19 protein-coding genes and 1 tRNA gene are annotated in these 26,615 nt (G+C 69.1%); 16 read left to right on the top strand and 4 right to left on the bottom strand.

Annotated features, from left to right (window positions below):
- The first annotated feature begins 15 nt into the window (after positions 1-15).
- Entirely contained in the window at positions 16-624 is a 609-nt protein-coding gene (locus IE225_RS29090) for a TetR/AcrR family transcriptional regulator (protein WP_190060629.1), read from the top strand.
- 55 nt (positions 625-679) lie between these two features.
- On the opposite strand, the gene IE225_RS29085 is transcribed toward IE225_RS29090, so the two are convergent.
- Together IE225_RS29085 and IE225_RS29080 are read right to left on the bottom strand one after the other, a co-directional pair.
- Complete coding sequence (locus IE225_RS29085) at positions 680-1,720, bottom strand: adenosine deaminase (RefSeq protein ID WP_190060628.1); 1,041 nt, start codon at positions 1,718-1,720, stop codon at positions 680-682.
- A gap of 204 nt (positions 1,721-1,924) precedes the next feature.
- Entirely contained in the window at positions 1,925-3,151 is a 1,227-nt protein-coding gene (locus IE225_RS29080; protein WP_190060627.1) for a pyridoxal phosphate-dependent aminotransferase, read from the bottom strand.
- Between the two features lie 295 nt (positions 3,152-3,446).
- Here IE225_RS29080 and IE225_RS29075 point away from each other — a divergent pair.
- The 15 genes from IE225_RS29075 (at position 3,447) to IE225_RS29005 (ending at position 24,975) form a co-directional block, all read left to right on the top strand.
- Positions 3,447-3,519 (top strand) — tRNA-Trp (locus IE225_RS29075).
- A gap of 105 nt (positions 3,520-3,624) precedes the next feature.
- On the top strand, positions 3,625-3,915 hold the full coding sequence (gene secE, locus IE225_RS29070) for a preprotein translocase subunit SecE (protein WP_190060626.1): 291 nt from the start codon (positions 3,625-3,627) through the stop codon (positions 3,913-3,915).
- A gap of 81 nt (positions 3,916-3,996) precedes the next feature.
- Positions 3,997-4,848, top strand: a complete 852-nt coding sequence (nusG, locus tag IE225_RS29065; RefSeq protein WP_190060625.1) for a transcription termination/antitermination protein NusG — start codon at positions 3,997-3,999, stop codon at positions 4,846-4,848.
- A gap of 181 nt (positions 4,849-5,029) precedes the next feature.
- On the top strand, positions 5,030-5,464 hold the full coding sequence (gene rplK / locus IE225_RS29060; protein ID WP_190060624.1) for a 50S ribosomal protein L11: 435 nt from the start codon (positions 5,030-5,032) through the stop codon (positions 5,462-5,464).
- 97 nt (positions 5,465-5,561) lie between these two features.
- Positions 5,562-6,290, top strand: coding sequence for a 50S ribosomal protein L1 (gene rplA, locus IE225_RS29055; RefSeq protein WP_190060623.1), 729 nt, complete (start codon positions 5,562-5,564; stop codon positions 6,288-6,290).
- Between the two features lie 588 nt (positions 6,291-6,878).
- Positions 6,879-7,409 carry a 50S ribosomal protein L10 gene (gene rplJ / locus IE225_RS29050; protein ID WP_190060622.1) on the top strand — a complete coding sequence of 177 codons (531 nt, stop codon included), beginning with the start codon at positions 6,879-6,881 and terminating at the stop codon, positions 7,407-7,409.
- A gap of 114 nt (positions 7,410-7,523) precedes the next feature.
- Positions 7,524-7,913 (top strand): 50S ribosomal protein L7/L12, encoded by a 390-nt coding sequence (rplL, locus tag IE225_RS29045; protein WP_190060621.1) that lies wholly within the window; start codon positions 7,524-7,526, stop codon positions 7,911-7,913.
- A gap of 619 nt (positions 7,914-8,532) precedes the next feature.
- A complete protein-coding gene (rpoB, locus tag IE225_RS29040) occupies positions 8,533-12,018 on the top strand; it encodes a DNA-directed RNA polymerase subunit beta (protein ID WP_190060620.1) in 3,486 nt (1,161 codons plus the stop codon).
- Positions 12,019-12,127: 109 nt separating this feature from the next.
- A complete protein-coding gene (locus tag IE225_RS29035) occupies positions 12,128-16,027 on the top strand; it encodes a DNA-directed RNA polymerase subunit beta' (protein ID WP_190060619.1) in 3,900 nt (1,299 codons plus the stop codon).
- A gap of 411 nt (positions 16,028-16,438) precedes the next feature.
- A complete protein-coding gene (locus IE225_RS29030; RefSeq protein ID WP_229880152.1) occupies positions 16,439-16,903 on the top strand; it encodes a DUF1707 and DUF4190 domain-containing protein in 465 nt (154 codons plus the stop codon).
- Positions 16,904-17,249: 346 nt separating this feature from the next.
- Positions 17,250-17,621 (top strand): 30S ribosomal protein S12, encoded by a 372-nt coding sequence (rpsL, locus tag IE225_RS29025; protein ID WP_007823146.1) that lies wholly within the window; start codon positions 17,250-17,252, stop codon positions 17,619-17,621.
- A 2-nt stretch (positions 17,622-17,623) separates the two neighbouring features.
- Positions 17,624-18,094, top strand: coding sequence for a 30S ribosomal protein S7 (rpsG, locus tag IE225_RS29020; protein ID WP_190060617.1), 471 nt, complete (start codon positions 17,624-17,626; stop codon positions 18,092-18,094).
- A 39-nt stretch (positions 18,095-18,133) separates the two neighbouring features.
- Positions 18,134-20,260 carry an elongation factor G gene (gene fusA / locus IE225_RS29015; protein ID WP_190060616.1) on the top strand — a complete coding sequence of 709 codons (2,127 nt, stop codon included), beginning with the start codon at positions 18,134-18,136 and terminating at the stop codon, positions 20,258-20,260.
- Positions 20,261-20,415: 155 nt separating this feature from the next.
- Positions 20,416-21,609, top strand: a complete 1,194-nt coding sequence (tuf, locus tag IE225_RS29010; protein ID WP_190060615.1) for an elongation factor Tu — start codon at positions 20,416-20,418, stop codon at positions 21,607-21,609.
- 264 nt (positions 21,610-21,873) lie between these two features.
- On the top strand, positions 21,874-24,975 hold the full coding sequence (locus tag IE225_RS29005; RefSeq protein ID WP_190060614.1) for a glycosyl hydrolase 115 family protein: 3,102 nt from the start codon (positions 21,874-21,876) through the stop codon (positions 24,973-24,975).
- A gap of 207 nt (positions 24,976-25,182) precedes the next feature.
- Here IE225_RS29005 and IE225_RS29000 read toward each other — a convergent pair whose 3' ends face one another.
- On the bottom strand, positions 25,183-25,806 hold the full coding sequence (locus IE225_RS29000) for a hypothetical protein (protein ID WP_190060613.1): 624 nt from the start codon (positions 25,804-25,806) through the stop codon (positions 25,183-25,185).
- Between the two features lie 120 nt (positions 25,807-25,926).
- The gene (locus IE225_RS28995; RefSeq protein ID WP_190060612.1) at positions 25,927-26,514 is read right to left on the bottom strand and encodes an SUKH-4 family immunity protein; all 588 of its coding nucleotides are present in this window, start codon (positions 26,512-26,514) and stop codon (positions 25,927-25,929) included.
- Positions 26,515-26,615 lie beyond the last annotated feature (101 nt).

Here is a 26,615-nt window from a genome sequence, read left to right as displayed (position 1 = left end):
ACAGTTGGAGCAGACATGCGGAACGGCGCGGAGCCACGGCCGACGCGGGAGCGGATCCTCGACGCGGCCCATGAGCTGATGCTCACCGTCGGGCTGGCCCGCGCCACCACCAAGGAGATCGCCCGCGCGGCCGGCTGCTCCGAGGCCGCGCTCTACAAGCACTTCGCGGGCAAGGAGGAGCTGTTCATCCGCGTCCTGGCCGAACGGCTGCCGCCGCTCACCCCGCTGCTGCACCGCCTCGCCGCCGAGCCGGAGCAGCGCCCGCTGGAGGACAACCTCACCGAGATCGCCCGGCAGGCCGCGCTCTTCTACGAGCAGAGCTTCCCCATAGCCGCGTCGCTGTACGCCGAGACGCAGCTCAAGCGGCGGCACGACGCGGCGATGCGGGAGATCGGCTCCGGGCCGCACCGGCCCATCGAGAGCCTGGACGCCTACCTGCAGGCCGAACAGGCGCGGGGGCGGGTCCGGGCGGACGCGGACACGTTCGCGGCGGCCTCGCTGCTGCTGGGGGCGTGCGCGCAGCGGGCGTTCGCGTACGACGCGACGGAGACGGGGGAGCGGCCGGCGGTCGAGGAGTTCGCCGCCCGGCTGGCGCGGACGCTGGCGGGCGGCATCGGCGCGTGAACGGACGGCCGGCCAAGGCGCGGAGAAGCCCGGCGCCTACTGGCGCCCACTGGGCCTACCGGGCCTCCTGCGCCAACCAGTCGTCCACCCCCTCCAGCAGCCGCTTCTTCACATCCTGCGGGGCCGCCGAGGCACGGATGGACTGGCGGGCCAGCTCGGCCAGTTCGGCGTCGGTGAAGCCGTGGTGGCGGCGGGCGATCTCGTACTGGGCGGCCAGGCGGGAGCCGAACAGGAGGGGGTCGTCGGCGCCGAGTGCGACGGGCACGCCCGCCTCGAACAGCGTGCGCAGGGGCACGTCCTCCGGCTTGTCGTACACCCCCAGCGCCACGTTCGACGCCGGGCACACCTCGCAGGCCACCTGCCGGTCGGCCAGCCGCTTCAGCAGCCGCGGGTCCTCCGCCGCCCGCACGCCGTGGCCGATGCGGTGGGCGCCCAGGTCGTCGAGACAGTCCCGCACCGACGCCGGCCCGGTCAGCTCTCCGCCGTGCGGGGCCGACAGCAGGCCGCCGTCCCGGGCGATGGCGAAGGCGCGGTCGAAGTCGCGTGCCAGGCCGCGCCGTTCGTCGTTCGACAGGCCGAAGCCCACCACACCCCGGTCCCGGTAGCGCACCGCCAGCCGGGCCAGGGTGCGCGCGTCCAGCGGGTGCTTCATGCGGTTCGCGGCGACCAGGACACGCATCCCGAGCCCGGTCTCCCGCATGGTCGTCTCCACGGCGTCGAGGATGATCTCCAGCGCCGGGATCAGCCCGCCCAGCCGCGGCGCGTACGACGTCGGATCCACCTGGATCTCCAGCCAGCCCGAACCGTCCCTGAGGTCCTCCTCCGCGGCCTCCCGCACCAGCCGCCGGATGTCCTCCGGCCGCTGCAGGCAGGAGCGCGCCGCGTCGTACAGCCGCTGGAAGCGGAACCAGCCCCGCTCGTCCGTCGCCCGCAGCCGCGGCGGCTCCCCGCTGACCAGCGCGTCCGTCAGCGCGTCGGGCAGCCGGACGCCGTACTTGTCGGCCAGCTCCAGCAGGGTGGCCGGCCGCATGGAACCGGTGAAGTGCAGGTGCAGGTGGGCCTTCGGCAGCTGAGAGAGATCACGTACGCGCTCCATTCCAAGATGCTGCCGTAAGCCACCGCCGCCCCGGTAGCGCATTCCCCGAACGTGGTCTTGCTCGCACAGACGAACCCGCACAGACGAACCCGCACAGACGAACTCGCACAGACGAACCCGCGCAGACGACTCGCGCAGACGACTCGCGCAGACGAAGGGGCCCGCCCGCCGGCACCGGCGGACGGGCCCCGGGCGGGCGCGGCGTCAGTCCCGCGCCTCCGCCAGCAGCTTCTGCATCCGGCTCACGCCCTCCACCAGGTCCTCGTCCCCCAGGGCGTACGACAGCCGCAGGTAGCCCGGCGTGCCGAAGGCCTCGCCCGGCACGACCGCGACCTCGGCCTCCTCCAGGATCAGCGCGGCCAGCTCCACGGTGTCCTTCGGCCGCCTGCCGCGGATCTCCTTGCCGAGCAGCGCCTTCACCGACGGGTAGGCGTAGAAGGCGCCCTCCGGCTCCGGGCAGACCACGCCGTCGATCTCGTTGAGCATCCGCACGATGGTCCTGCGGCGCCGGTCGAAGGCCTCGCGCATCCTCTCCACGGCCGCCAGGTCGCCGGAGACGGCCGCGAGCGCGGCGACCTGGGCGACGTTGGAGACGTTCGAGGTGGCGTGCGACTGCAGGTTGGTCGCGGCCTTGACCACGTCCTTCGGGCCGATGACCCAGCCCACCCGCCAGCCCGTCATGGCGTACGTCTTGGCCACGCCGTTGACGACGATGCACTTGTCGCGCAGCTCCGGCAGGAGCGCCGGCAGCGAGGTGAACGCCGCGTCGCCGTAGACCAGGTGCTCGTAGATCTCGTCGGTCAGCACCCACAGGCCGTGCTCGACGGCCCAGCGGCCGATCGCCTCGGCCTCCTCGCGGCGGTAGACCGCGCCGGTCGGGTTGGACGGGGAGACGAACAGGACGACCTTGGTCCGCTCCGTGCGGGCCGCCTCCAGTTGCTCCACGCTCACGCGGTAGCCGGTGGTCTCGTCGGCCACGACCTCCACCGGGACACCGCCGGCCAGGCGGATCGACTCCGGGTACGTCGTCCAGTACGGCGCGGGGACGATGACCTCGTCGCCCGGGTCGAGGATCGCGGCGAAGGCCTCGTAGATGGCCTGCTTGCCGCCGTTGGTGACCAGGACCTGGGACGGGTCGACCGCGTAGCCGGAGTCGCGCAGCGTCTTCGCGGCGATCGCGGCCTTGAGCTCGGGCAGGCCGCCGGCCGGCGTGTAGCGGTGGTACTTGGGGTTCCTGCAGGCCTCGACGGCCGCTTCGACGATGTAGTCCGGGGTCGGGAAGTCGGGCTCGCCGGCGCCGAAGCCGATCACCGGACGCCCGGCGGCCTTCAGGGCCTTGGCCTTGGCGTCCACGGCGAGGGTGGCGGACTCGGAGATCGCGCCGACTCGGGCGGAGACCCGGCGCTCGGTGGGTGGGGTTGCAGCGCTCATGCGCCCATCGTTTCAGACCGGAAACGGGCCGGGCACGCGGGTTTCACCCACTGAACCGCACTGGACAAAAGAGGGAACACCCGTGCGTATCCGGACCGCGGCGCGGCGCCTGCGCAGGCGATCTTCGGTCCCTCCGGTGCCCGCGGCGCACCCGCGCGGGCTCTTCGGAGCGCTTTCCGTTCGACGACCGGCGCCGGAGCACGTACACTCTGACCTCGTTGGCCTCCGGCTCCCACAACCGCCCGTGCTGCACACCGAGCAGCCGGTCGGATGCGGTACGTTGGGGGACAGGCAAAGGGTCGTAGCTCAATTGGTAGAGCACTGGTCTCCAAAACCAGCGGTTGGGGGTTCGAGTCCCTCCGGCCCTGCTCCACACACCGCCAGGATGTGTGCGCATGTACGTACAGCATTGCACCGCCGTGCGGCTCAGACCGGGCGCGGCACGGCCACGACCCGGGATCAGGTGAGGACGAATGACGGACGCCGTGGGCTCCTCCATCGACACGCCTGATGCCCAGGACCGGCTTCAGGAGTCGAAGAAGAGGGCCCGCAAGGGTGGCAAGCGCGCCAAGAAGGGTCCGCTGAAGCGCCTTGCCCTCTTCTACCGGCAGATCATCGCCGAGCTCCGCAAGGTCGTCTGGCCCACGCGCAACCAGCTGACGTCGTACACCACCGTGGTGATCTTCTTCGTCGCCATCATGATCGCCCTGGTGACCGTGATTGACTATGGGCTCACTCACGCCGCCAAGTACGTCTTCGGCTGAGCCAGAAGCGATAGGGCGCCGAGGTACCCGGCGCCCCTTTCGCATGTTCCACCCCTCAGTAACCAGGAAGAAGCAGCCACCGTGTCTGACCCGAACCTGAACGACGCCATCGAGCCGACCGAGTCCGTGGATGACGAGCTCGACATCGTCGAGGGCGCGGACGAGGGCGACGAGGCCGAGGCTGCCGACGCCGCCGCGGGGGAGCCGGCCGAGCGGGCCGCCGTGCACACCGAGGACGCCGGGGACTCCGCCGAAGGCGGCGAGGACTCCGCCGAGGGCGCCGAGGCCGACGCGGGCGAGCCGGAGGCCGAGGAGCTCGACCCGGTCGAGAAGCTGCGCGAGGAGCTGCGTTCGCTGCCCGGCGAGTGGTACGTGATCCACACCTACGCCGGCTACGAGAAGCGCGTGAAGGCCAACCTGGAGCAGCGCGCGGTCACGCTCAACGTCGAGGACTACATCTACCAGGCCGAGGTCCCCGAGGAAGAGATCGTCCAGATCAAGAACGGCGAGCGGAAGACCGTCAAGCAGAACAAGCTGCCCGGTTACGTGCTCGTCCGCATGGACCTGACCAACGAGTCCTGGGGCGTCGTGCGCAACACCCCCGGTGTCACCGGCTTCGTCGGCAACGCCTACGACCCCTACCCGCTCTCCCTGGACGAGGTCGTCAAGATGCTCGCCCCGGAGGCGGAGGCCAAGGCCGCCCGCGAGGCCGCTGAGGCCGAGGGCAAGCCGGTGCCGCAGCGCAAGGTCGAGGTCCAGGTGCTGGACTTCGAGGTCGGCGACTCCGTCACCGTCACCGACGGTCCGTTCGCCACGCTCCAGGCGACCATCAACGAGATCAACCCCGACTCGAAGAAGGTCAAGGGCCTGGTGGAGATCTTCGGCCGCGAAACGCCGGTCGAGCTCTCCTTCGACCAGATCCAGAAGAACTGACCCCGCCGGGCTTCGGCCTCCGGCACGGCTTCCAGCAGGTCGGGCGGGCGCTCGCGCGTCGGTCTGACCTGCTCGGTTTTTGGCCGCGCAGTTGTACCCGTTATCGTTGTGCGGTATGCCTCCGCCCGGATGACGTCCGGTCGGACGGCGGACCCCTCTCACTAAGGACCCGGAGAGAGCAATGCCTCCCAAGAAGAAGAAGGTCACGGGGCTCATCAAGCTCCAGATCCAGGCCGGTGCCGCCAACCCGGCTCCGCCGGTCGGTCCGGCGCTGGGTCAGCACGGCGTCAACATCATGGAGTTCTGCAAGGCCTACAACGCCGCGACCGAGTCGCAGCGCGGGTGGGTCATCCCGGTGGAGATCACGGTCTACGAGGACCGGTCCTTCACCTTCATCACCAAGACTCCGCCGGCCGCCAAGATGATCCTCAAGGCCGCGGGTCTGGACAAGGGCTCCGGCGAGCCGCACAAGACCAAGGTCGGCAAGATCACCCGCGACCAGGTCCGCGAGATCGCCCAGACCAAGATGCCCGACCTGAACGCCAACGACCTGGACGCCGCCGAGAAGATCATCGCCGGTACCGCCCGGTCCATCGGCGTCACGATCGAGGGCTGAACCCCGTAGACCCTTTTGCGGCGGTGCGGCCGCCGCACGTGGAAGGGCCTGCTCGGCCCGTACCACGACTCCTCACCGAACATCACAGGAGCTAGTTGTGAGCAAGCGCAGCAAGGCTCTCCGCGCTGCGGACGCCAAGGTCGACCGGGCGAAGCTGTACGCGCCGCTCGAGGCCGTGCGTCTCGCCAAGGAGACCTCCACGACCAAGTTCGACGGCACCGTCGAGGTCGCCTTCCGCCTGGGCGTCGACCCGCGCAAGGCCGACCAGATGGTCCGCGGCACCGTCAACCTTCCGCACGGCACCGGCAAGACTGCCCGGGTCCTGGTCTTCGCGACCGGTGAGCGTGCCGAGGCCGCGCGTGCCGCGGGCGCCGACATCGTCGGTGCCGACGAGCTGATCGACGAGGTGGCCGGCGGCCGCCTGGACTTCGACGCCGTCGTCGCCACCCCGGACCTCATGGGCAAGGTCGGCCGCCTCGGCCGCGTGCTCGGTCCGCGTGGTCTGATGCCGAACCCGAAGACCGGCACCGTCACCATGGACGTCGCCAAGGCCGTCACCGACATCAAGGGCGGCAAGATCGAGTTCCGTGTCGACAAGCACGCGAACCTGCACTTCATCATCGGCAAGACGTCCTTCTCGGACCAGCAGCTGGTGGAGAACTACGGCGCCGCGCTGGAGGAGATCCTGCGTCTGAAGCCGTCCGCCGCCAAGGGCCGCTACATCAAGAAGGCCGCCATCACCACCACCATGGGCCCGGGCATCCCGGTCGACCCGAACCGCACCCGCAACCTCCTCGTCGAGGAGGACCCGGCCGCGGTCGCCTGACCCTCGCGTCGGCAGCGAGCCCCGCACCTTCTTCCGGTGCGGGGCTCGTCCCGTGCAGGGAGGCGGGAGGAGTCCAGTCCTGCGCGGGCCGGGGGCGCCAAGGCGCCCACGAGGGCCGGGGAGGCGGAGGGTGGCTCTGCAGCGGGTGTCGGCCCTACGGCAGGCGGGTGCCTGCGGCGGGCCGGAGCGGGCGCCGGTGGCCCCGAGGAAGCCCTGGGGAAGCCTTTCGGGTCCTCGACTCGTCGGCCCGGCAGCCGGCAGCGGCCGCAGGTCGTCCCGGCCCTCGTAGGACCCTCCTGGACCGATTTGCTTGACAGCGGCCCGTTCGCGTACCCTCCTTGTCCGAAGCCAAAGACCGCTGGTCGTTGCCGTGCGCTCGAATGAGGTGCGGTGGCCGAAGGATCCGCTGAACTGCGGGCGGCCCGCGCAGGTGACATGAGGAAGATCTCCCGGAGTACGGGCACGTGTGCGTGTCCCCGTGCGACCGGTCGAGTCCGCCCCCGTGCATCTGCGCAGGGGCGTTTCGTTTTCCCCAGTCCTCCTTCGGGTCCGCGCGGTCCGAATCACCCGGAAGGAGGCCGAGGCTCTATGGCGAGGCCCGACAAGGCAGCCGCGGTTGCCGAGCTCGCGGAGCAGTTCCGCAGCTCCAACGCCGCCGTGCTGACCGAGTACCGCGGTCTCACCGTGGCCCAGCTCAAGCAGCTGCGCCGTTCTCTCGGTGAGAACGCCCAGTACGCCGTGGTGAAGAACACGCTGACCAAGATTGCGGCCAACGAGGCCGGAATCACCACGCTGGACGACCTGTTCAACGGTCCGACGGCGGTCGCCTTCGTCACCGGTGACCCGGTGGAGTCGGCGAAGGGTCTGCGCGACTTCGCCAAGGAAAACCCGAATCTCGTCATCAAGGGCGGTGTCCTTGACGGCAAGGCGCTGTCCGCCGACGAGATCAAGAAGCTTGCGGACCTCGAGTCCCGCGAGGTTCTGCTCTCCAAGCTGGCCGGTGCCTTCAAGGCGAAGCAGTCCCAGGCTGCCTCCGTCTTCCAGGCGCTGCCGTCGAAGCTCGTCCGCACCGTGGACGCGCTGCGCGCCAAGCAGGAAGAGCAGGGCGGTGCCGAGTAACTCGGCTCGCACCCTGGCCGTCGCCGCCTGACGCGGCAGGCCGACGCGGGCCAGACGTACGCCCGCCACACATGTACATCCGGCACCAGCCGATTTAGTGGAAGGACCGCCATCATGGCGAAGCTGAGCCAGGACGAGCTGCTCGCGCAGTTCGAGGAGATGACCCTCATCGAGCTCTCCGAGTTCGTGAAGGCCTTCGAGGAGAAGTTCGACGTCACCGCCGCCGCTGCCGCGCCGGTCGTCGTCTCCGGTGGCGGCGCCGCCGGCACCGAGGCCGCCGCCGAGGAGGAGAAGGACGAGTTCGACGTCATCCTCGCCGGCGCCGGCGACAAGAAGATCCAGGTCATCAAGGTCGTGCGCGAGCTGACCTCCCTGGGCCTGAAGGAGGCCAAGGACCTGGTCGACGGTGCGCCGAAGCCGGTTCTGGAGAAGGTCAACAAGGAGCAGGCCGACAAGGCCAAGGAGGCCCTCGAGGGCGCCGGCGCCACCGTCGAGGTCAAGTAAGACCTCCCGGCACGCGACAGCACGCGACATCAGTCACGTCGGGCCGAAAGGCCGTCTGAGGCTGTAACGCGGGCGCACCGAGGAGCGATCATCCATCCGGGTGGTCGCTCCTCGTCGTTCCCGGGGTCGGGTGGGGGTCGCCTTGCACCCACGGGCGCGCGGGGTAGGGTGATCTTCGCCGCGCCTCCGGGACACCGGAAAGCCCCCGCGGGCGGGCCTCACGTGACGGTGGCAGCACCCGCTTCGGCCAAGGGGGCCTTGACGAACCGCACGCAGCGCGCAATTCTCAGGACGCGTCGTCAAAGGATCCGAATCCGAGGCATGGATCGATGACGAAGAGGGCAGTATCAAAGCGCGTTGAGGGCGCGGCTCAGCCGCGGTGATGGGCGCAGTGGTGAGTACGACGAGGGTCTCTCATAACCGGCGCTGGACATCAGTGGGCCTTGTGGCTACACTGACCCTTTGCGCTGCCTGTTAGCTGTCCCCTGCCCGTCACCAGGGGCATGCCCTCACCCGAGCACCGAGATTGGACGTCCTTGACCTGGGCTTTCCGTCTTCGTGCGACCGGTGGGGGACCGGTACGCGCGTAGTGAGTCCGAGCCCTCGGAAGGACCCCCTCTTGGCCGCCTCGCGCACTGCCTCGACCGCGAATACGAACAACGGCGCCAGCACCGCCCCGCTGCGCATCTCCTTTGCAAAGATCAAGGAGCCCCTCGAGGTTCCGAACCTCCTCGCGCTGCAAACCGAGAGCTTCGACTGGCTGCTCGGCAACGACGCGTGGAAGGCTCGCGTCGAGGAGGCTCTGGCCAACGGTCAGGACGTCCCCACCAAGTCCGGGCTCGAGGAGATCTTCGAGGAGATCTCCCCGATCGAGGACTTCAGCGGGTCCATGTCGCTGACCTTCCGCGACCACCGCTTCGAGCCGCCGAAGAACTCGATCGACGAGTGCAAGGAGCGCGACTTCACCTACGCGGCTCCCCTCTTCGTCACCGCCGAGTTCACCAACAACGAGACCGGCGAGATCAAGTCCCAGACCGTGTTCATGGGCGACTTCCCGCTCATGACCAACAAGGGCACCTTCGTCATCAACGGCACCGAGCGTGTCGTGGTCTCGCAGCTGGTCCGTTCCCCGGGCGTCTACTTCGACTCCAGCGTCGACAAGACCTCGGACAAGGACATCTTCTCCGCCAAGATCATCCCCTCCCGGGGTGCCTGGCTGGAGTTCGAGATCGACAAGCGCGACATGGTCGGCGTCCGCATCGACCGCAAGCGCAAGCAGTCGGTCACCGTGCTGCTGAAGGCGCTCGGCTGGACCACCGACCAGATCCTCGAGGAGTTCGGCGACTACGAGTCGATGCGCGCCACCCTGGAGAAGGACCACACCCAGGGCCAGGACGACGCGCTGCTCGACATCTACCGCAAGCTGCGCCCGGGCGAGCCCCCGACGCGTGAGGCCGCGCAGACGCTGCTGGAGAACCTGTACTTCAACCCCAAGCGCTACGACCTGGCCAAGGTCGGCCGCTACAAGGTCAACAAGAAGCTGGGTACGGACACCCCGCTGGACGCGGGCATCCTGACCGTCGAGGACATCATCGCGACGATCAAGTACCTGGTGAAGCTGCACAACGGCGAGACCGAGATGGTCGGCGACTCCGGCCGCACGGTCATGGTCGAGACCGACGACATCGACCACTTCGGCAACCGCCGTATCCGCAGCGTCGGCGAGCTGATCCAGAACCAGGTGCGCACCGGTCTCGCCCGTATGGAGCGGGTCGTGCGCGAGCGCATGACCACCCAGGACGTCGAGGCGATCACGCCGCAGACCCTGATCAACATCCGGCCGGTCGTCGCCTCCATCAAGGAGTTCTTCGGCACCAGCCAGCTGTCCCAGTTCATGGACCAGAACAACCCGCTGTCGGGGCTGACGCACAAGCGTCGTCTCAACGCCCTCGGCCCGGGTGGTCTCTCCCGTGAGCGGGCCGGCTTCGAGGTCCGCGACGTGCACCCGTCGCACTACGGCCGCATGTGCCCGATCGAGACGCCGGAAGGCCCGAACATCGGTCTGATCGGCTCGCTCGCCTCCTATGGCCGGGTCAACGCGTTCGGCTTCATCGAGACGCCGTACCGCAAGGTCGTCGACGGCCAGGTCACCGACGAGGTCGACTACCTGACCGCCGACGAGGAGGACCGCTTCGTCATCGCGCAGGCCAACGCGCCGCTGACGGACGACCTGCGCTTCGCCGAGAACCGCGTGCTGGTCCGCCGCAAGGGCGGCGAGGTCGACTACGTCGGCCCCGAGGACGTGGACTACATGGACGTCTCGCCGCGCCAGATGGTGTCGGTCGCGACCGCCATGATCCCGTTCCTGGAGCACGACGACGCCAACCGCGCCCTGATGGGCGCGAACATGATGCGCCAGGCCGTTCCGCTGATCCAGGCGGAGGCCCCGCTCGTCGGCACCGGCATGGAGTACCGCTCCGCCGTCGACGCCGGCGACGTCATCAAGGCGGAGAAGGACGGTGTGGTCCAGGAGGTCTCCGCGGACTACATCACCACCGCCAACGACGACGGCACGTACATCACCTACCGCCTGGCCAAGTTCGCCCGCTCCAACCAGGGCACCTCGGTCAACCAGAAGGTCATCGTCAACGAGGGCGACCGCGTCGTCGAGGGCCAGGTCCTCGCCGACGGCCCGGCCACCCAGAACGGCGAGATGGCGCTCGGCAAGAACCTGCTGGTCGCGTTCATGCCGTGGGAGGGCCACAACTACGAGGACGCGATCATCCTCAGCCAGCGCCTGGTGCAGGACGACGTCCTGTCCTCGATCCACATCGAGGAGCACGAGGTCGACGCCCGCGACACCAAGCTCGGCCCGGAGGAGATCACCCGGGACATCCCGAACGTCTCCGAGGAGGTCCTCGCCGACCTCGACGAGCGCGGCATCGTCCGTATCGGCGCCGAGGTCGTCGCCGGCGACATCCTGGTCGGCAAGGTCACCCCGAAGGGTGAGACCGAGCTGACGCCGGAGGAGCGCCTGCTGCGCGCGATCTTCGGTGAGAAGGCCCGCGAGGTCCGCGACACCTCGCTGAAGGTGCCGCACGGCGAGTCCGGCAAGGTCATCGGCGTGCGCGTCTTCGACCGCGAGGAGGGCGACGAGCTGCCGCCGGGCGTGAACCAGCTGGTCCGCGTCTACGTGGCGCAGAAGCGCAAGATCACCGACGGTGACAAGCTCGCCGGCCGCCACGGCAACAAGGGTGTCATCGCCAAGATCCTGCCGATCGAGGACATGCCGTTCATGGAGGACGGCACCCCGGTCGACGTGATCCTCAACCCGCTGGGCGTGCCTTCCCGCATGAACCCGGGACAGGTCATGGAGATCCACCTCGGCTGGCTCGCCAGCCAGGGCTGGGACGTCTCCGGCATCCAGGAGGAGTGGGCCCAGCGGCTGCAGGCCATCGGCGCCGACCGGGTCGAGCCGCGCACCAACGTGGCGACCCCGGTCTTCGACGGTGCGCGCGAGGACGAGCTGGCCGGCCTGCTGGAGCACACGCTGCCCAACCGCGACGGCGACCGCCTGGTGCTGCCGTCCGGCAAGGCCCGGCTGTTCGACGGCCGCTCCGGCGAGCCGTTCCCGGACCCGATCTCCGTCGGGTACATGTACATCCTCAAGCTGCACCACCTGGTCGACGACAAGCTGCACGCCCGCTCGACCGGTCCGTACTCGATGATCACCCAGCAGCCGCTGGGTGGTAAGGCCCAGTTCGGTGGCCAGCGCTTCGGCGAGATGGAGGTGTGGGCCCTGGAGGCCTACGGCGCCGCCTACGCCCTCCAGGAGCTGCTGACCATCAAGTCCGACGACGTCACCGGCCGTGTGAAGGTCTACGAGGCGATCGTCAAGGGCGAGAACATCCCCGAACCCGGCATCCCCGAGTCCTTCAAGGTGCTCATCAAGGAGATGCAGTCGCTCTGCCTGAACGTGGAGGTGCTGTCCAGCGACGGCATGTCCATCGAGATGCGCGACACCGACGAGGACGTCTTCCGCGCCGCGGAGGAGCTCGGTATCGACCTGTCCCGGCGCGAGCCGAGCAGCGTCGAAGAGGTCTGACGGGAGTCCGGCGGGCCTTCACCCCCGAAGCACCCCGAAGGCCCGCCGATCCCGCGGGACCCCCGTTTCAGACCACATGACTTACGACCCTGAGAGGGATTGACGCATAGTGCTCGACGTCAACTTCTTCGACGAGCTCCGGATCGGCCTGGCCACCGCTGACGACATCCGCCAGTGGAGCCACGGCGAGGTCAAGAAGCCCGAGACCATCAACTACCGCACCCTCAAGCCCGAGAAGGACGGCCTCTTCTGCGAGAAGATCTTCGGCCCCACCCGGGACTGGGAGTGCTACTGCGGCAAGTACAAGCGCGTCCGCTTCAAGGGCATCATCTGCGAGCGCTGTGGCGTCGAGGTCACGCGCGCGAAGGTGCGCCGTGAGCGGATGGGCCACATCGAGCTGGCCGCCCCCGTCACGCACATCTGGTACTTCAAGGGTGTGCCGTCGCGCCTGGGCTACCTGCTCGACCTCGCGCCCAAGGACCTGGAGAAGGTCATCTACTTCGCGGCGTACATGATCACGTACGTCGACGAGGAGCGCCGCCAGCGCGACCTGCCGTCCCTGGAGGCCCACGTCTCCGTCGAGCGGCAGCAGATCGAGCAGCGCCGGGACGCGGACCTGGAGGCCCGCGCCAAGAAGCTGGAGAGCGACCTCGCCGAGCTGGAGGCCGAGGGCGCCAAGGCCGACGCGCGCCGCAAGGTGCGCGAGTCCGCCGAGCGCGAGATGAAGCAGATCCGCGACCGCGCCCAGCGCGAGATCGACCGCCTGGACGAGGTGTGGAACCGCTTCAAGAACCTCAAGGTCCAGGACCTCGAGGGCGACGAGATGCTCTACCGCGAGCTGCGGGACCGCTTCGGCACCTACTTCGAGGGCTCGATGGGTGCCGCGGCGCTGCAGAAGCGCCTGGAGTCCTTCGACCTGGAGGAGGAGGCGGAGAAGCTCCGCGAGATCATCCGCACCGGCAAGGGCCAGAAGAAGACCCGTGCCCTGAAGCGGCTGAAGGTCGTCTCCGCGTTCCTGAACACCAGCAACAGCCCCAAGGGCATGGTGCTGGACTGCGTGCCGGTCATCCCGCCGGACCTGCGTCCGATGGTGCAGCTCGACGGTGGCCGCTTCGCCACCAGTGACCTGAACGACCTGTACCGCCGCGTCATCAACCGCAACAACCGCCTGAAGAGGCTGCTCGACCTCGGCGCGCCCGAGATCATCGTCAACAACGAGAAGCGCATGCTTCAGGAGGCGGTCGACGCCCTCTTCGACAACGGCCGCCGCGGCCGCCCGGTGACGGGCCCCGGCAACCGCCCGCTGAAGTCCCTCAGCGACATGCTGAAGGGCAAGCAGGGCCGCTTCCGCCAGAACCTGCTCGGCAAGCGCGTCGACTACTCGGCGCGTTCCGTGATCGTCGTCGGTCCGCAGCTCAAGCTGCACCAGTGCGGTCTGCCGAAGGCGATGGCGCTGGAGCTGTTCAAGCCGTTCGTGATGAAGCGGCTGGTGGACCTCAACCACGCGCAGAACATCAAGAGCGCCAAGCGCATGGTCGAGCGCGGCCGCACGGTCGTGTACGACGTGCTGGAAGAGGTCATCGCGGAGCACCCGGTCCTGCTGAACCGTGCGCCCACCCTGCACCGCCTGGGCATTCAGGCCTTCGAGCCGCAGCTCGTCGAGGGCAAGGCCATCCAGATTCACCCGCTCGTGTGCACCGCGTTCAACGCGGACTTCGACGGTGACCAGATGGCCGTCCACCTGCCGCTGTCCGCGGAGGCGCAGGCCGAGGCCCGCATCCTGATGCTGTCCTCGAACAACATCCTCAAGCCGGCCGACGGCCGCCCGGTGACGATGCCGACCCAGGACATGGTGCTGGGCCTGTACTTCCTCACCACGGACGCCGAGGGCCGCGACGTCAAGGGCGAGGGCCGCGCCTTCTCCTCCGTCGCCGAGGCCATCATGGCGTTCGACGCGGGCGAGCTGTCCCTGCAGTCGTCGGTGGACATCCGCTTCCCGGTGGGCACCATCCCGCCGCGCGGCTGGACCCCGCCGGCGCGCGAGGAGGGCGAGCCGGAGTGGCAGCAGGGCGACCCGTTCACCCTGCGCACCACCCTGGGCCGCGCGCTCTTCAACGAACTGCTGCCCGAGGACTACCCGTTCGTCGACTACGAGGTCGGCAAGAAGCAGCTCTCCGAAATCGTCAACGACCTCGCCGAGCGCTACCCGAAGGTCGTCGTCGCGGCCACGCTCGACAACCTGAAGGCGGCGGGCTTCTACTGGGCCACCCGTTCCGGCGTCACCATCGCCATCTCCGACGTCGTCGTCCCCGACGCCAAGCCGGAGATCGTGGCGAAGTGGGAGGCCGCGGACGAGAAGGTCCAGAAGCAGTACGAGCGCGGTCTGATCACCAAGGACGAGCGGACGCAGGAGCTCATCGGCATCTGGACCAACGCGACCAACGAGGTCGCCGAGGCCATGACGGGCAACTTCCCGAAGACCAACCCGATCTTCATGATGGTCAACTCGGGTGCCCGAGGAAACATGATGCAGATGCGTCAGATCGCCGGTATGCGCGGTCTGGTGTCCAACGCGAAGAACGAGACGATCCCGCGGCCCATCAAGGCGTCGTTCCGCGAGGGCCTGTCCGTGCTGGAGTACTTCATCTCCACGCACGGTGCCCGCAAGGGTCTGGCGGACACCGCCCTGCGGACCGCCGACTCGGGTTACCTCACCCGTCGTCTGGTCGACGTCTCCCAGGACGTCATCATCCGCGAGGAGGACTGCGGCACCGACCGCGGCCTGCGCCTGCGGATCGCGGAGCGAGACGCGGACGGCGTGCTGCGCAAGGCGGAGAACGTCGAGACGTCCGTGTACGCGCGCTGCCTCGCCGAGGACATCGTCGTGGACGGGCAGGTGCTGGCCCCGGTCGGCACCGACCTGGGCGACGTCCTCATCGAGGAGCTGGTCGGCCGCGGCGTCGAGGAGGTCAAGGTCCGCTCGGTCCTGACCTGCGAGTCCGCCGTGGGCACCTGCGCCATGTGCTACGGCCGTTCGCTGGCCACCGGCAAGCTGGTCGACATCGGTGAGGCGGTCGGCATCATCGCCGCCCAGTCCATCGGTGAGCCCGGCACCCAGCTGACGATGCGCACCTTCCACACCGGTGGTGTGGCCGGTGACGACATCACCCAGGGTCTGCCGCGTGTCGTCGAGCTCTTCGAGGCCCGTACCCCGAAGGGTGTCGCCCCGATCGCCGAGGCCTCCGGCCGCGTGCGCATCGAGGAGACCGAGAAGACCAAGAAGATCGTCATCACCCCGGACGACGGCAGCGACGAGACGGCGTACCCGATCTCCAAGCGCGCCCGTCTCCTGGTGAGCGAGGGCGAGCACGTCGAGGTGGGCCAGAAGCTCATCGTCGGTGCGGTCAACCCGCACGACGTGCTGCGCATCCTGGGCCAGCGGGCCGTCCAGGTCCACCTGGTCCAGGAGGTCCAGAAGGTCTACAACTCGCAGGGCGTGTCGATCCACGACAAGCACATCGAGATCATCATCCGCCAGATGCTGCGCCGGGTGACGATCATCGAGTCCGGCGACGCCGAGCTGCTGCCCGGCGAGCTGGTCGAGCGCTCCCGCTTCGAGCAGGAGAACCGTCGTGTGGTCCAGGAGGGCGGCCAGCCGGCCTCCGGCCGTCCGCAGCTGATGGGTATCACCAAGGCCTCGCTGGCCACCGAGTCCTGGCTGTCGGCGGCGTCCTTCCAGGAGACCACCCGAGTTCTGACGGACGCGGCGATCAACGCCAAGTCCGACCAGCTCATCGGTCTCAAGGAGAACGTCATCATCGGTAAGCTCATCCCGGCCGGTACGGGCCTCGCCCGCTACCGCAACATCCGGGTCGAGCCGACCGAGGAGGCCAAGGCCGCCATGTACTCGGCCGTCGGCTACGACGACATCGACTACTCGCCGTTCGGCACGGGCTCCGGCCAGGCCGTGCCGCTGGAGGACTACGACTACGGTCCGTACAACCAGTAAGGCGTACGTCCGGGACATCGGAGACACCGGAGGGCGGTCACCCCGTGGGGGTGGCCGCCCTCCGGCGTGCGGGCCACCGCCGCCACCGCCACCGCCGTCCCGCGGCGCGGCGAACCGGCGGGCGAGCGGCCCGGTGGCACGCCGGTGCCCCGGCGGGCCGGGGCGGCAGCCGGCCGGCGCCGGGCGGAGAACACCGGGCGGAGAACACCGACGGAGAGCACAGGGCGGGAACGAACACCGCGTGGAGAACGGGGACACGGGTGCGCCGCCGCGGTGGTTGGGCGCATCATGGAGGGACCCGGTGCCCGGAGGTGCCCTGTGTCCCAACCGCCGTATCCGTCCTGGCAGCCCTGGCAGCAAGGGCCGGGCGGTGCTCCCCAGCCGTGGTCGTGGCAGGCCGCAGGGGGGTCGATGCTGGCCTCGCACGCCGACCGGGAGCGGACGGTGGACGTGCTCAGAGCGGGCTACAGCGAGGGACGGCTGACCGAGGACGAGCTGCGGCGGCGGACGGCGCGGGCTTACGAGGCGCGCACGGTGGGCGAGCTGGCGCTGCTGGTGGCGGATCTGCCGCAGGGGCCGGTGCCGCAGCCGATGGTGGCCGCCGTGCCGGTGCCGCGGACGTTCCTGCCGGCGCCGCGGCCGACGAACGGCAAGGCGGTGGGGTCGGCGGTGTGCGGGGGACTGTGCCTGCTGACGTTCGGGCTCACCGGGATCCCGGCGGTGGTGCTGGGGCACGCGGCGCGGGCCGAGATGCGGCGCACCGGCGAGGCGGGGGAGGGGCTGGCGCTGACCGGGCTGGCGCTGGGCTGGCTGTCCACGGCGGGGTGGGCGCTGATGCTTCTGCTGGGGCTGATCGCCACCCTCGCGCACGGATGAGGAAGATCACACGATTCCCATGGACCTACCCGCTGACCTGCATCGACGTCGATTTCGAAGATCATGTACCGCGTAGGGGCTTGACAGCGCGGTCGTCGTGATGCGGGCCGGGCCCATTTGTTTTGACCGCAGCGAATGAGGTAGGTACGCTCAGACCTTGTGCCTGGGGTGTGCCCTGGCTTTCCCGCGTGCCTTCAACCGCTGGGGGAGCCGTCACCGGCCACCGTAATCTGCGCCCATTTCCGCCTGCCGGCGAGAGATCCGCAGCATTCGACACGCCCGACCGCGTGGGTCGGCGACGTTCCAGGTTAGCTGTACCCATCGGCACACAGAAACCGGAGAAGTAGTGCCCACGATCCAGCAGCTGGTCCGCAAGGGCCGGCAGGACAAGGTCGAGAAGAACAAGACGCCCGCACTGGACGGTAGCCCCCAGCGCCGGGGCGTCTGCACGCGTGTGTTCACGACCACCCCGAAGAAGCCGAACTCGGCCCTGCGCAAGGTCGCGCGTGTGCGTCTGACCAGCGGTATCGAGGTCACGGCCTACATTCCGGGTGAGGGACACAACCTGCAGGAGCACTCCATCGTGCTCGTGCGCGGCGGCCGTGTGAAGGACCTGCCGGGTGTTCGCTACAAGATCATCCGCGGCTCCCTCGACACCCAGGGTGTCAAGAACCGCAAGCAGGCCCGCAGCCGTTACGGCGCCAAGAAGGAGAAGTAAGAATGCCTCGTAAGGGCCCCGCCCCGAAGCGTCCGGTTCACGTCGACCCGGTCTACGGCTCTCCTCTGGTCACGTCGCTGATCAACAAGGTGCTGCTCAACGGCAAGCGCTCCACCGCCGAGCGCATCGTGTACGGCGCCATGGAGGGCCTGCGCGAGAAGACCGGCAACGACCCGGTCGTCACCCTCAAGCGTGCTCTCGAGAACATCAAGCCCACCCTCGAGGTGAAGTCCCGCCGCGTCGGTGGTGCCACCTACCAGGTGCCGGTCGAGGTCAAGCCCGGCCGTGCCAACACCCTCGCGCTGCGGTGGCTGGTCGGCTACGCCCGCGCCCGCCGTGAGAAGACGATGACCGAGCGTCTGATGAACGAGCTGCTCGACGCCTCCAACGGCCTCGGCGCCGCCGTGAAGAAGCGCGAGGACACGCACAAGATGGCCGAGTCCAACAAGGCCTTCGCGCACTACCGCTGGTAGTCGCACCCCCATCGAGAACCGAGAGAAGACGAAAGCCTTATGGCTACCACTTCGCTTGACCTGGCCAGGGTCCGCAACATCGGGATCATGGCCCACATCGACGCGGGCAAGACGACGACCACCGAGCGGATCCTGTTCTACACCGGTGTCTCGTACAAGATCGGTGAGGTCCACGACGGCGCCGCCACCATGGACTGGATGGAGCAGGAGCAGGAGCGTGGCATCACGATCACCTCTGCTGCCACCACCTGTCACTGGTCGGTGGACGACGTCGACCACACGATCAACATCATCGACACCCCGGGTCACGTGGACTTCACCGTCGAGGTGGAGCGCTCCCTGCGTGTCCTCGACGGTGCCGTGACGGTGTTCGACGGTGTGGCCGGCGTCGAGCCCCAGTCCGAGACCGTGTGGCGCCAGGCCGACCGCTACGGCGTCCCGCGGATCTGCTTCGTCAACAAGCTCGACCGCACCGGTGCCGAGTTCCACCGCTGCGTCGACATGATCGCCGACCGCCTGGGTGCGCAGCCGCTGGTCATGCAGCTGCCCATCGGCGCCGAGGCCGACTTCAAGGGCGTCGTGGACCTGGTCCGCATGAAGGCCCTGGTCTGGTCCCCGGAGGCGACCAAGGGCGAGATGTACGACGTCGTCGACATCCCGGCCACCCACGCCGAGGCCGCCGAGGAGTGGCGCGGCAAGCTGCTGGAGGCCGTCGCCGAGAACGACGACGAGATGATGGAGCTGTACCTGGAGGGCCAGGAGCCCACCGAGGAGCAGCTGTACGCGGCGATCCGCCGTATCACCATCGCCTCCGGCAAGGGCCAGGGGACCACGGTCACCCCGGTCTTCTGCGGCACCGCCTTCAAGAACAAGGGCGTTCAGCCCCTGCTCGACGCGGTCGTGCGCTACCTGCCCTCCCCCGTCGACATCGAGGCCATCGAGGGCCACGCCATCGGTGACCCGGAGGAGGTCATCAAGCGCAAGCCCTCCGACGAGGAGCCGCTGTCCGCGCTGGCGTTCAAGATCATGAGCGACCCGCACCTGGGCAAGCTCACCTTCGTCCGCGTGTACTCCGGCCGCCTGGAGTCCGGCACCCAGGTGCTGAACTCCGTCAAGGGCAAGAAGGAGCGCATCGGCAAGATCTACCGCATGCACGCCAACAAGCGTGAGGAGATCGACTCGGTGGGCGCCGGCGACATCGTCGCCGTCATGGGCCTGAAGGTCACCACCACCGGTGAGACGCTCTGCGACGACAAGGCCCCGGTGATCCTGGAGTCCATGGACTTCCCGGCGCCGGTCATCCAGGTCGCCATCGAGCCCAAGTCCAAGGGCGACCAGGAGAAGCTGTCCGTCGCGATCCAGCGCCTGGCCGAGGAGGACCCGTCCTTCCAGGTCCACGCGGACGAGGAGACCGGCCAGACCATCATCGGCGGCATGGGCGAGCTGCACCTGGAGGTGCTGGTCGACCGCATGCGCCGGGAGTTCAAGGTCGAGGCCAACGTCGGCAAGCCGCAGGTCGCGTACCGCGAGACCATCCGCAAGGCGGTCGAGAAGGTCGAGTACACCCACAAGAAGCAGACCGGTGGTAGCGGTCAGTTCGGTAGGGTGATCATCTCGATCGAGCCGATCGAGGGCGGCGACACCTCGTACGAGTTCGTCAACCAGGTCACCGGTGGCCGTATCCCGAAGGAGTACATCCCCTCGGTGGACGCCGGTTGCCAGGAGGCCATGCAGTTCGGTGTCCTCGCCGGCTACGAGATGACCGGCGTGCGCGTGAAGCTGCTCGACGGTGCGTACCACGAGGTCGACTCCTCCGAACTCGCGTTCAAGATCGCTGGTTCGCAGGCCTTCAAGGAGGCCGCGAAGAAGGCCAGCCCCGTGCTGCTCGAGCCGATGATGGCCGTCGAGGTCACCACGCCCGAGGAGTACATGGGTGAGGTCGTCGGCGACATCAACTCCCGCCGTGGCCAGATCCAGGCCATGGAGGAGCGGGCCGGTGCCCGCGTCGTGAAGGGCCTCGTGCCCCTCTCGGAGATGTTCGGCTACGTCGGAGACCTCCGCAGCAAGACGTCGGGTCGCGCGAGCTACTCGATGCAGTTCGACTCCTACGCCGAGGTTCCGCGGAACGTCGCCGAGGAGATCATCGCGAAGGCCAAGGGCGAGTAACGCTCCGCGTTCATACGCCGTAGGCTTGACTCCGGAGCCTCGTGGGGCAAACACCCGCTTTTGCGGGGTTTGCCCCGGGGATCCGGGCCATCCAGCAAAGATCACCTGGCGCCGATGAAGTAAGGCGTACAGAACCACTCCACAGGAGGACCCCAGTGGCGAAGGCGAAGTTCGAGCGGACTAAGCCGCACGTCAACATCGGCACCATCGGTCACATCGACCACGGTAAGACCACTCTTACCGCGGCCATCACGAAGGTGCTCCACGACGCGTACCCGGACCTGAACGAGGCCACCCCGTTCGACAACATCGACAAGGCGCCCGAGGAGCGTCAGCGCGGTATCACCATCTCCATCGCGCACGTCGAGTACCAGACCGAGACGCGTCACTACGCCCACGTCGACTGCCCGGGCCACGCGGACTACATCAAGAACATGATCACCGGTGCCGCCCAGATGGACGGCGCGATCCTGGTGGTCGCCGCGACCGACGGCCCGATGCCGCAGACCAAGGAGCACGTGCTCCTGGCCCGCCAGGTCGGCGTTCCCTACATCGTCGTCGCCCTGAACAAGGCGGACATGGTCGACGACGAGGAGATCATGGAGCTCGTCGAGCTCGAGGTCCGTGAGCTGCTGACCGAGTACGAGTTCCCGGGCGACGACGTCCCGGTCGTGCGCGTCTCCGCTCTGAAGGCCCTCGAGGGCGACGAGAAGTGGACCCAGTCGGTTCTGGACCTGATGAAGGCCGTCGACGAGTCCATCCCGGAGCCGACCCGCGAGACGGACAAGCCGTTCCTCATGCCGATCGAGGACGTCTTCACCATCACCGGTCGCGGTACGGTCGTCACCGGCCGTATCGAGCGCGGTGTCCTCAAGGTGAACGAGGAAGTCGAGATCATCGGCATCAAGGAAGAGAAGACCAAGACCACGGTTACGGGCATCGAGATGTTCCGTAAGCTGCTGGACGAGGGTCAGGCCGGTGAGAACGTCGGTCTGCTGCTTCGCGGTATCAAGCGCGAGGACGTCGAGCGCGGTCAGTGTGTCATCAAGCCGGGTTCGGTCACCCCGCACACCGAGTTCGAGGCCCAGGCCTACATCCTGTCGAAGGACGAGGGTGGCCGCCACACCCCGTTCTTCAACAACTACCGCCCGCAGTTCTACTTCCGTACGACTGACGTGACCGGTGTCGTGCACCTCCCCGAGGGCACCGAGATGGTCATGCCGGGCGACAACACCGAGATGCGCGTCGAGCTGATCCAGCCCGTCGCCATGGAGGAGGGCCTGAAGTTCGCCATCCGCGAGGGTGGCCGCACGGTGGGCGCCGGCCAGGTCACCAAGATCCTGAAGTAAGGTCCGCCTGCTTCGAGGTCGCCTGACCTGAGGAGGCCCGCACGGCCGGGAGGTCGTGCGGGCCTCTTCGCGTGTACGGCCGGGAGGTCGTGCGGGCCTCTTCGCATGTACGGCTCGCATGTACGGCCGAGGATGCCTCCGTCGGCCTGCGGCCCTGGGCGCGTGGGTCGAAACTATTCGTCGCGCACGACCCGTTCCCCCCGCCGGTCACCCCCTCCACTATTTGTCATGCCGCTGACCAAATTCGGGTGGAGGGGCTCAGCCATGTCTGGGAACGTCAGCCGTCGCACCGTGCTCGGCGCCGGCGTCGCCGCCGCGCCGGTCCTGTCCGGCCTGACCGGGGCCGCACGGGCCCGGGGCGCGGAACAGGACGCGGCGCGGGAGGCGGCTCAGGACGCGACGGCGCGCGGACCGGCCGCGCTCCGGGTCGTCGATCCGGGGGCGTACGTCTCCTTCACCCCCGCGCCCGGCGCGTTCCCGCTGACCGGCGCCCCGGTCGTGGTCGGCGACCGGGACCACCCCGGCGTGGTCCGGGCGGCGCGGGACCTGCGCGCCGACATCGAGCGGGTCACCGGCGTCCGCCCCGGCGACACCGTGGCCCGCACGGCGGTGCTGGTCGGCACCATCGGCCGCAGCCCGCTCGTCGACGGCCTGATCGAGGCCGGGAAACTGGACGTCACCGGGGTGCGCGGCAGGTGGGAGACATCGCTGCAGACGGTGGTCGAGCACCCGATGCCGGGCGTGGAGCGGGCGCTGGTGGTGGCGGGCAGCGACCCGCGTGGCACGATCTTCGGCGCGTACGACGTGTCGTACGGCCTCGGCGTCTCGCCCTGGCACTGGTGGGACGACGTGCCGCCGCCGCGCCGCGACGGCGTGTGGATCCTGCCCGGCCGGTACACCCAGGGCACGCCCGCCGTGAAGTACCGCGGGATCTTCATCAACGACGAGAACCCGGCCCTCGGCACCTGGGCGCCGCGCCACTTCGGCCCCGGCAAGGCACCCGGTCACCCCGGCGGCTTCACCGCCGACTTCTACGCCAAGGTTTTCGAACTCCTGCTGCGCCTCAAGGGCAACTACCTGTGGCCGGCGGTGTGGGGCCGGGCCTTCGCCGAGGACGACCCCGACAACCACCGGCGGGCCGCCGAGTACGGCATCGTCATGGGCACCTCGCACGAGGCGCCGATGATGCGCGGCATCGAGGAGTGGAACCGGCACGCGTCCGGCGGCCGCGACCCCTACGGCGGCAACGGCGCATGGTCGTTCCGCCGCAACGCCGAGGCCGTCAAGGCCTATTGGCGCGCCGGCATCCAGCGCATGGTGGACCAGGGTTTCGAGGGCGTGGTCACCCTCGGCATGCGCGGCAACGGCGACACCGGCCTGCCCGACGGCGACGGCATCGAGCTGATGCGGGAGATCATCGCCACCCAGCGGCAGATCATCGAGGAGGTCACGGGCAAGCCGGCGGCCGAGACACCCCAGGTGTGGACGCTGTACAAGGAGGTGCAGCGCTACTGGGACCGCGGCCTGCGCGCCCCCGACGACGTCACGGTCGTCCTCACCGACGACAACTGGGGCAACATCCGCAAGCACCCCGACCCCGCGGAACCGGCGCGCTCCGGCGGCTACGGCCTCTACTACCACTTCGACTACGTCGGCGTGGGCCGCAACTACAAGTGGGTCGACACCGCCAACCTCCGCACCACCTGGGACCAGCTCCACCAGGCCCACGCCCACGGCAACCACGGCCTGTGGGTGGCCAACGTCGGCGACCTGAAGGGCAACGAGCTGCCCACGGAGTTCTTCCTGACGTACGCCTGGAACCCCGACCGCTGGGACGTCGACGACCTGGACGAGTGGGAGCGCCGCTACGCCCGCCAGAACTTCGGCGAGCGGCAGGCGAAGGCCATCGCCTCCCTCCTCGCCGACTACGGCCGCCTCCAGGCCCGCCGCAAACCCGAACTGCTCAACCGGCGGATCACCCTGGCCGACGGCGAGGTGGTCTACGACGACCGGCAGACCCCGTTCTACTTCGCCCACCGCGAGCTGGAGCGGGTGACCGCCGAGTGGCAGGAGCTGGCCGGGCGGGCCGACCGGATCGCGTGGCGGCTGCCGTCCGCGCTGCAGGACGCGTGGTTCGAGCTGGTCGGCTACGAGGTCGGGGCGACGGCGAACCTGTACGCGCTGCGCGAGGCGGAGTTCACCAACCTGCTGTACGCGGCGCAGGGCCGGGCGGCCACCAACGACCGCGCGGCGGCCGCCGAGGCGGGCCTGGCCCGCGACCTCGCCCTCGCCGACCGCTTCAACTCCCGCGTCGCGGGCGGCAAGTGGCAGGGCTTCCAGACCCAGCCGCACATCGACTACGGCGACGTGGACCGCTACGGCCCCAACGCCGGCTGGCAGCAGCCGGAGAAGGACGACGTGGCCCTGCCGGACGTGCTGTTCCCCGCGGTACGGCGCATCGACGTGCCCGCCGGGGCCGGACTCGGGGTGTCGGTGGACGGCGCCGAGGACGCGGGGGAGTGGTGGCCGGGCGGCTCCCCGCGCCCGGCGCGGCTGCCGGAGTTCAGCCCGTACCAGACGCGCCCGCAGCAGTACGTGGAGATCTTCAACCGCGGCCGCACCCCCTTCGACTACCGCATCGAGACCTCCGCGCCATGGCTGGTGGTGGACCGCCCGCGGGGCCGCGTCGAACAGCAGGTGCGCGTGGAGGTGCGCGTCGACTGGGAGCGGGCACAGGCGGGACGCGCGCGGGGCACGCTGACCGTCACCGGCGCCGGGGAGTCGGTGACCGTCGCCTGCGTCACCGAGCACCCCTCCCGGCGAGGCCTGCGGGGCTTCGTCGAGGCGGGCGGCTACGTGGCGATCGACGCCGCACACTACGACCGGGCGGTGGGGCAGTGGCGCGTCCTGCCGGGGATCGGCCGCACCGGCGCCGGCGTCACCCCGTGGCCGGTGACGGGGCCTCGTCGCACGCCCGGCGGCTCCTCGCCCCGCCTGGAGTACGACGTGACCCTGCTGTCGGCGGGCGAGGTGACGGTGTGGGCGTACCTCTCCCCGCGCAACCCGGCGGTGGCGACCGGCGGCGGCCTGCGCTACGGCATCTCCTTCGACGACGCCCCCGTGCAGACGGTGGACATCATCGCCGCCACCGGCGCGGACGACGGCACGATGAACACCGCATGGGCCCGCAACACCTCCGACAACATCAACCTCACGGCGACCAGGCACACGGTGCACGCGGCCGGCGTCCACCGCCTGAAGTTCTGGACGGTGGACCCGACGGTGGTGGTCCAGCGGCTGCTGATCGACACGGGCGGGCTGGAGCCGACGTATCTGGGGCCGGGGGAGAGTCGGCGGGTGGGGTGAGGGCGGTCAGTCAGAGCCCGCGGTCCCAGGTGCGCAGGACGGCCAGGGCGAGCAGGGCGAGCAGGGTGAGCAGCCGGACCGGGGCGGTCACGACATGCGCGAGCCATGTCCATGGGGGTATGGCGCACAGTCAGGCATGCCGTGTCTTCGCGGCCGGTTCGCTCTGACGTGCTCCGAGGGCTCCCGGTGGGGGTGCCGAGTGCGTCCCTAGGGCAGTCCCACCAGGCCCCAGCCGCGGCGGGCGGCCTCTGTCACCACGTCGCCCCATTCGCGGATGAGGGTGGTGAACTCCTCGAAGGTGTCCGGGCGTCCGGCCCAGCCCTCGCACTCCGCGGCGAAGGGCCCGCGCAGCTCCTCCAGGAAGGGTGCGGCCTGCTGCCAGGCGCGGGCCTTGCCGGGGACCGCCTCGGGTGGGCAGACGAGAAGCAGGTAGGGCCGCCAGCGGTCGGCGGGGGGCGGGAAAAAGCCCCCGCCTCCGGTCCGCGCGGGGTTCTCGGCCGGATCCTCGTCCCAGATCAGGCCCTTCAAGAAGTCGTCCATCGCCTCGCGCAGGGAGGCGCCGGCGAGCATCCGCATGTCGGCCCAGGCAGTACCGGCACGGGCATGCGGCCGGTAGGAGCCGCTGGTGCTGAAGAAGCGGTACTCGGCGCACCATGCCGCACCCTGGCCCGGGGGCCACACCCATCCGCCGTCCGAGCCGTACGCGCTGTAGTACGCGTCGTCGAGGTCCGACGGCCACATCGTCTCGTCCAGTACTTGGATCCGCTCCTCGACCGGAACGGCGCGCAGCCGTCCCCAGTCGGCCATGCACAGGCTGAGGTCCAGTCCCACGGCGGCAGCATAGGGCGGGCCGGCCGCAGCGGCTGCGGCCGGCCCCGGCGGGAAGGCACGGCCCTGCTGCTTCGGCACGGGCTGAACGGTGACGATGCCGCCGGAAGAGCCGATGGGGCGTCAGGTGTAGATGCGGATTTGGAGGTTGTCGAAGATCTCGACCCACTCGCTGTACTCGTGGGAGAAGGGCAGCGGGTCGACGAGGCGGATGCCGGCCATCAACGCGTCGACCTCACGCTTGCGGCGTGCGTACCCCATGTCCTCGTCGTCCTCGTCCTCGCCGGGGTTGTAGGAGTCGACGTAGTCCAGGAAGGAGATCATGGTCTTCACGAGTGACGAGACATCCCCGTGGATCGGGATGACTTGCTGGCCGCCTTCGGTGTACTGGTACACCACTCCCGTTGCCGGATCGATCACGACAGCGTTGATCGGAAAGACACCGATTTTTACGACCTTTTCGACCCCGTCGGGAGTCCTCCAGCCCTGCTCCGCATGTGCGGCACAGTCCCAGAGGAAACCCGGCCTGAACTCCTCGGGCAGGCCGAACGACAACTCCCACTGTTCGGCGGTGGGAAGCCCGACGTGGACGAGGAAGTCCGGCGTCTTTCCCGTGAAGCCGTACTGCCGGGCCGTCGCCTCCGGCAGACGGACGGCTTCCTCCACCAGGGCCGTGTTCGTCAAGGTGTCATGATCAATGCTGAAGAGCACCTGTCGGCCTCTCTGTTCGGGGTCACGACCACATACCGGCGGCGATCTCCTCCATGATCTGGGGCCAGATGCTGTCATCGGAGAAGGGAAGCGCGTCACGC

This window comes from Streptomyces echinoruber (assembly GCF_014651135.1).
In the GTDB taxonomy this organism is placed as follows: Bacteria; Actinomycetota; Actinomycetes; order Streptomycetales; family Streptomycetaceae; genus Streptomyces; species Streptomyces echinoruber.
This window is presented reverse-complemented; position numbering and strand designations above follow the sequence as displayed.

Coding starts and splice junctions, on each gene's coding strand:
- IE225_RS29090 (WP_190060629.1), top strand. CDS start 16: ATGCGGAACGGCGCGGAGCCACGGCCGACGCGGGAGCGGATCCTCGAC.
- IE225_RS29085 (WP_190060628.1), bottom strand. CDS start 1,720: ATGGAGCGCGTACGTGATCTCTCTCAGCTGCCGAAGGCCCACCTGCAC.
- IE225_RS29080 (WP_190060627.1), bottom strand. CDS start 3,151: ATGAGCGCTGCAACCCCACCCACCGAGCGCCGGGTCTCCGCCCGAGTC.
- secE (WP_190060626.1), top strand. CDS start 3,625: ATGACGGACGCCGTGGGCTCCTCCATCGACACGCCTGATGCCCAGGAC.
- rplK (WP_190060624.1), top strand. CDS start 5,030: ATGCCTCCCAAGAAGAAGAAGGTCACGGGGCTCATCAAGCTCCAGATC.
- rplJ (WP_190060622.1), top strand. CDS start 6,879: ATGGCGAGGCCCGACAAGGCAGCCGCGGTTGCCGAGCTCGCGGAGCAG.
- rplL (WP_190060621.1), top strand. CDS start 7,524: ATGGCGAAGCTGAGCCAGGACGAGCTGCTCGCGCAGTTCGAGGAGATG.
- IE225_RS29030 (WP_229880152.1), top strand. CDS start 16,439: ATGCTGGCCTCGCACGCCGACCGGGAGCGGACGGTGGACGTGCTCAGA.
- rpsG (WP_190060617.1), top strand. CDS start 17,624: ATGCCTCGTAAGGGCCCCGCCCCGAAGCGTCCGGTTCACGTCGACCCG.
- fusA (WP_190060616.1), top strand. CDS start 18,134: ATGGCTACCACTTCGCTTGACCTGGCCAGGGTCCGCAACATCGGGATC.
- IE225_RS29005 (WP_190060614.1), top strand. CDS start 21,874: ATGTCTGGGAACGTCAGCCGTCGCACCGTGCTCGGCGCCGGCGTCGCC.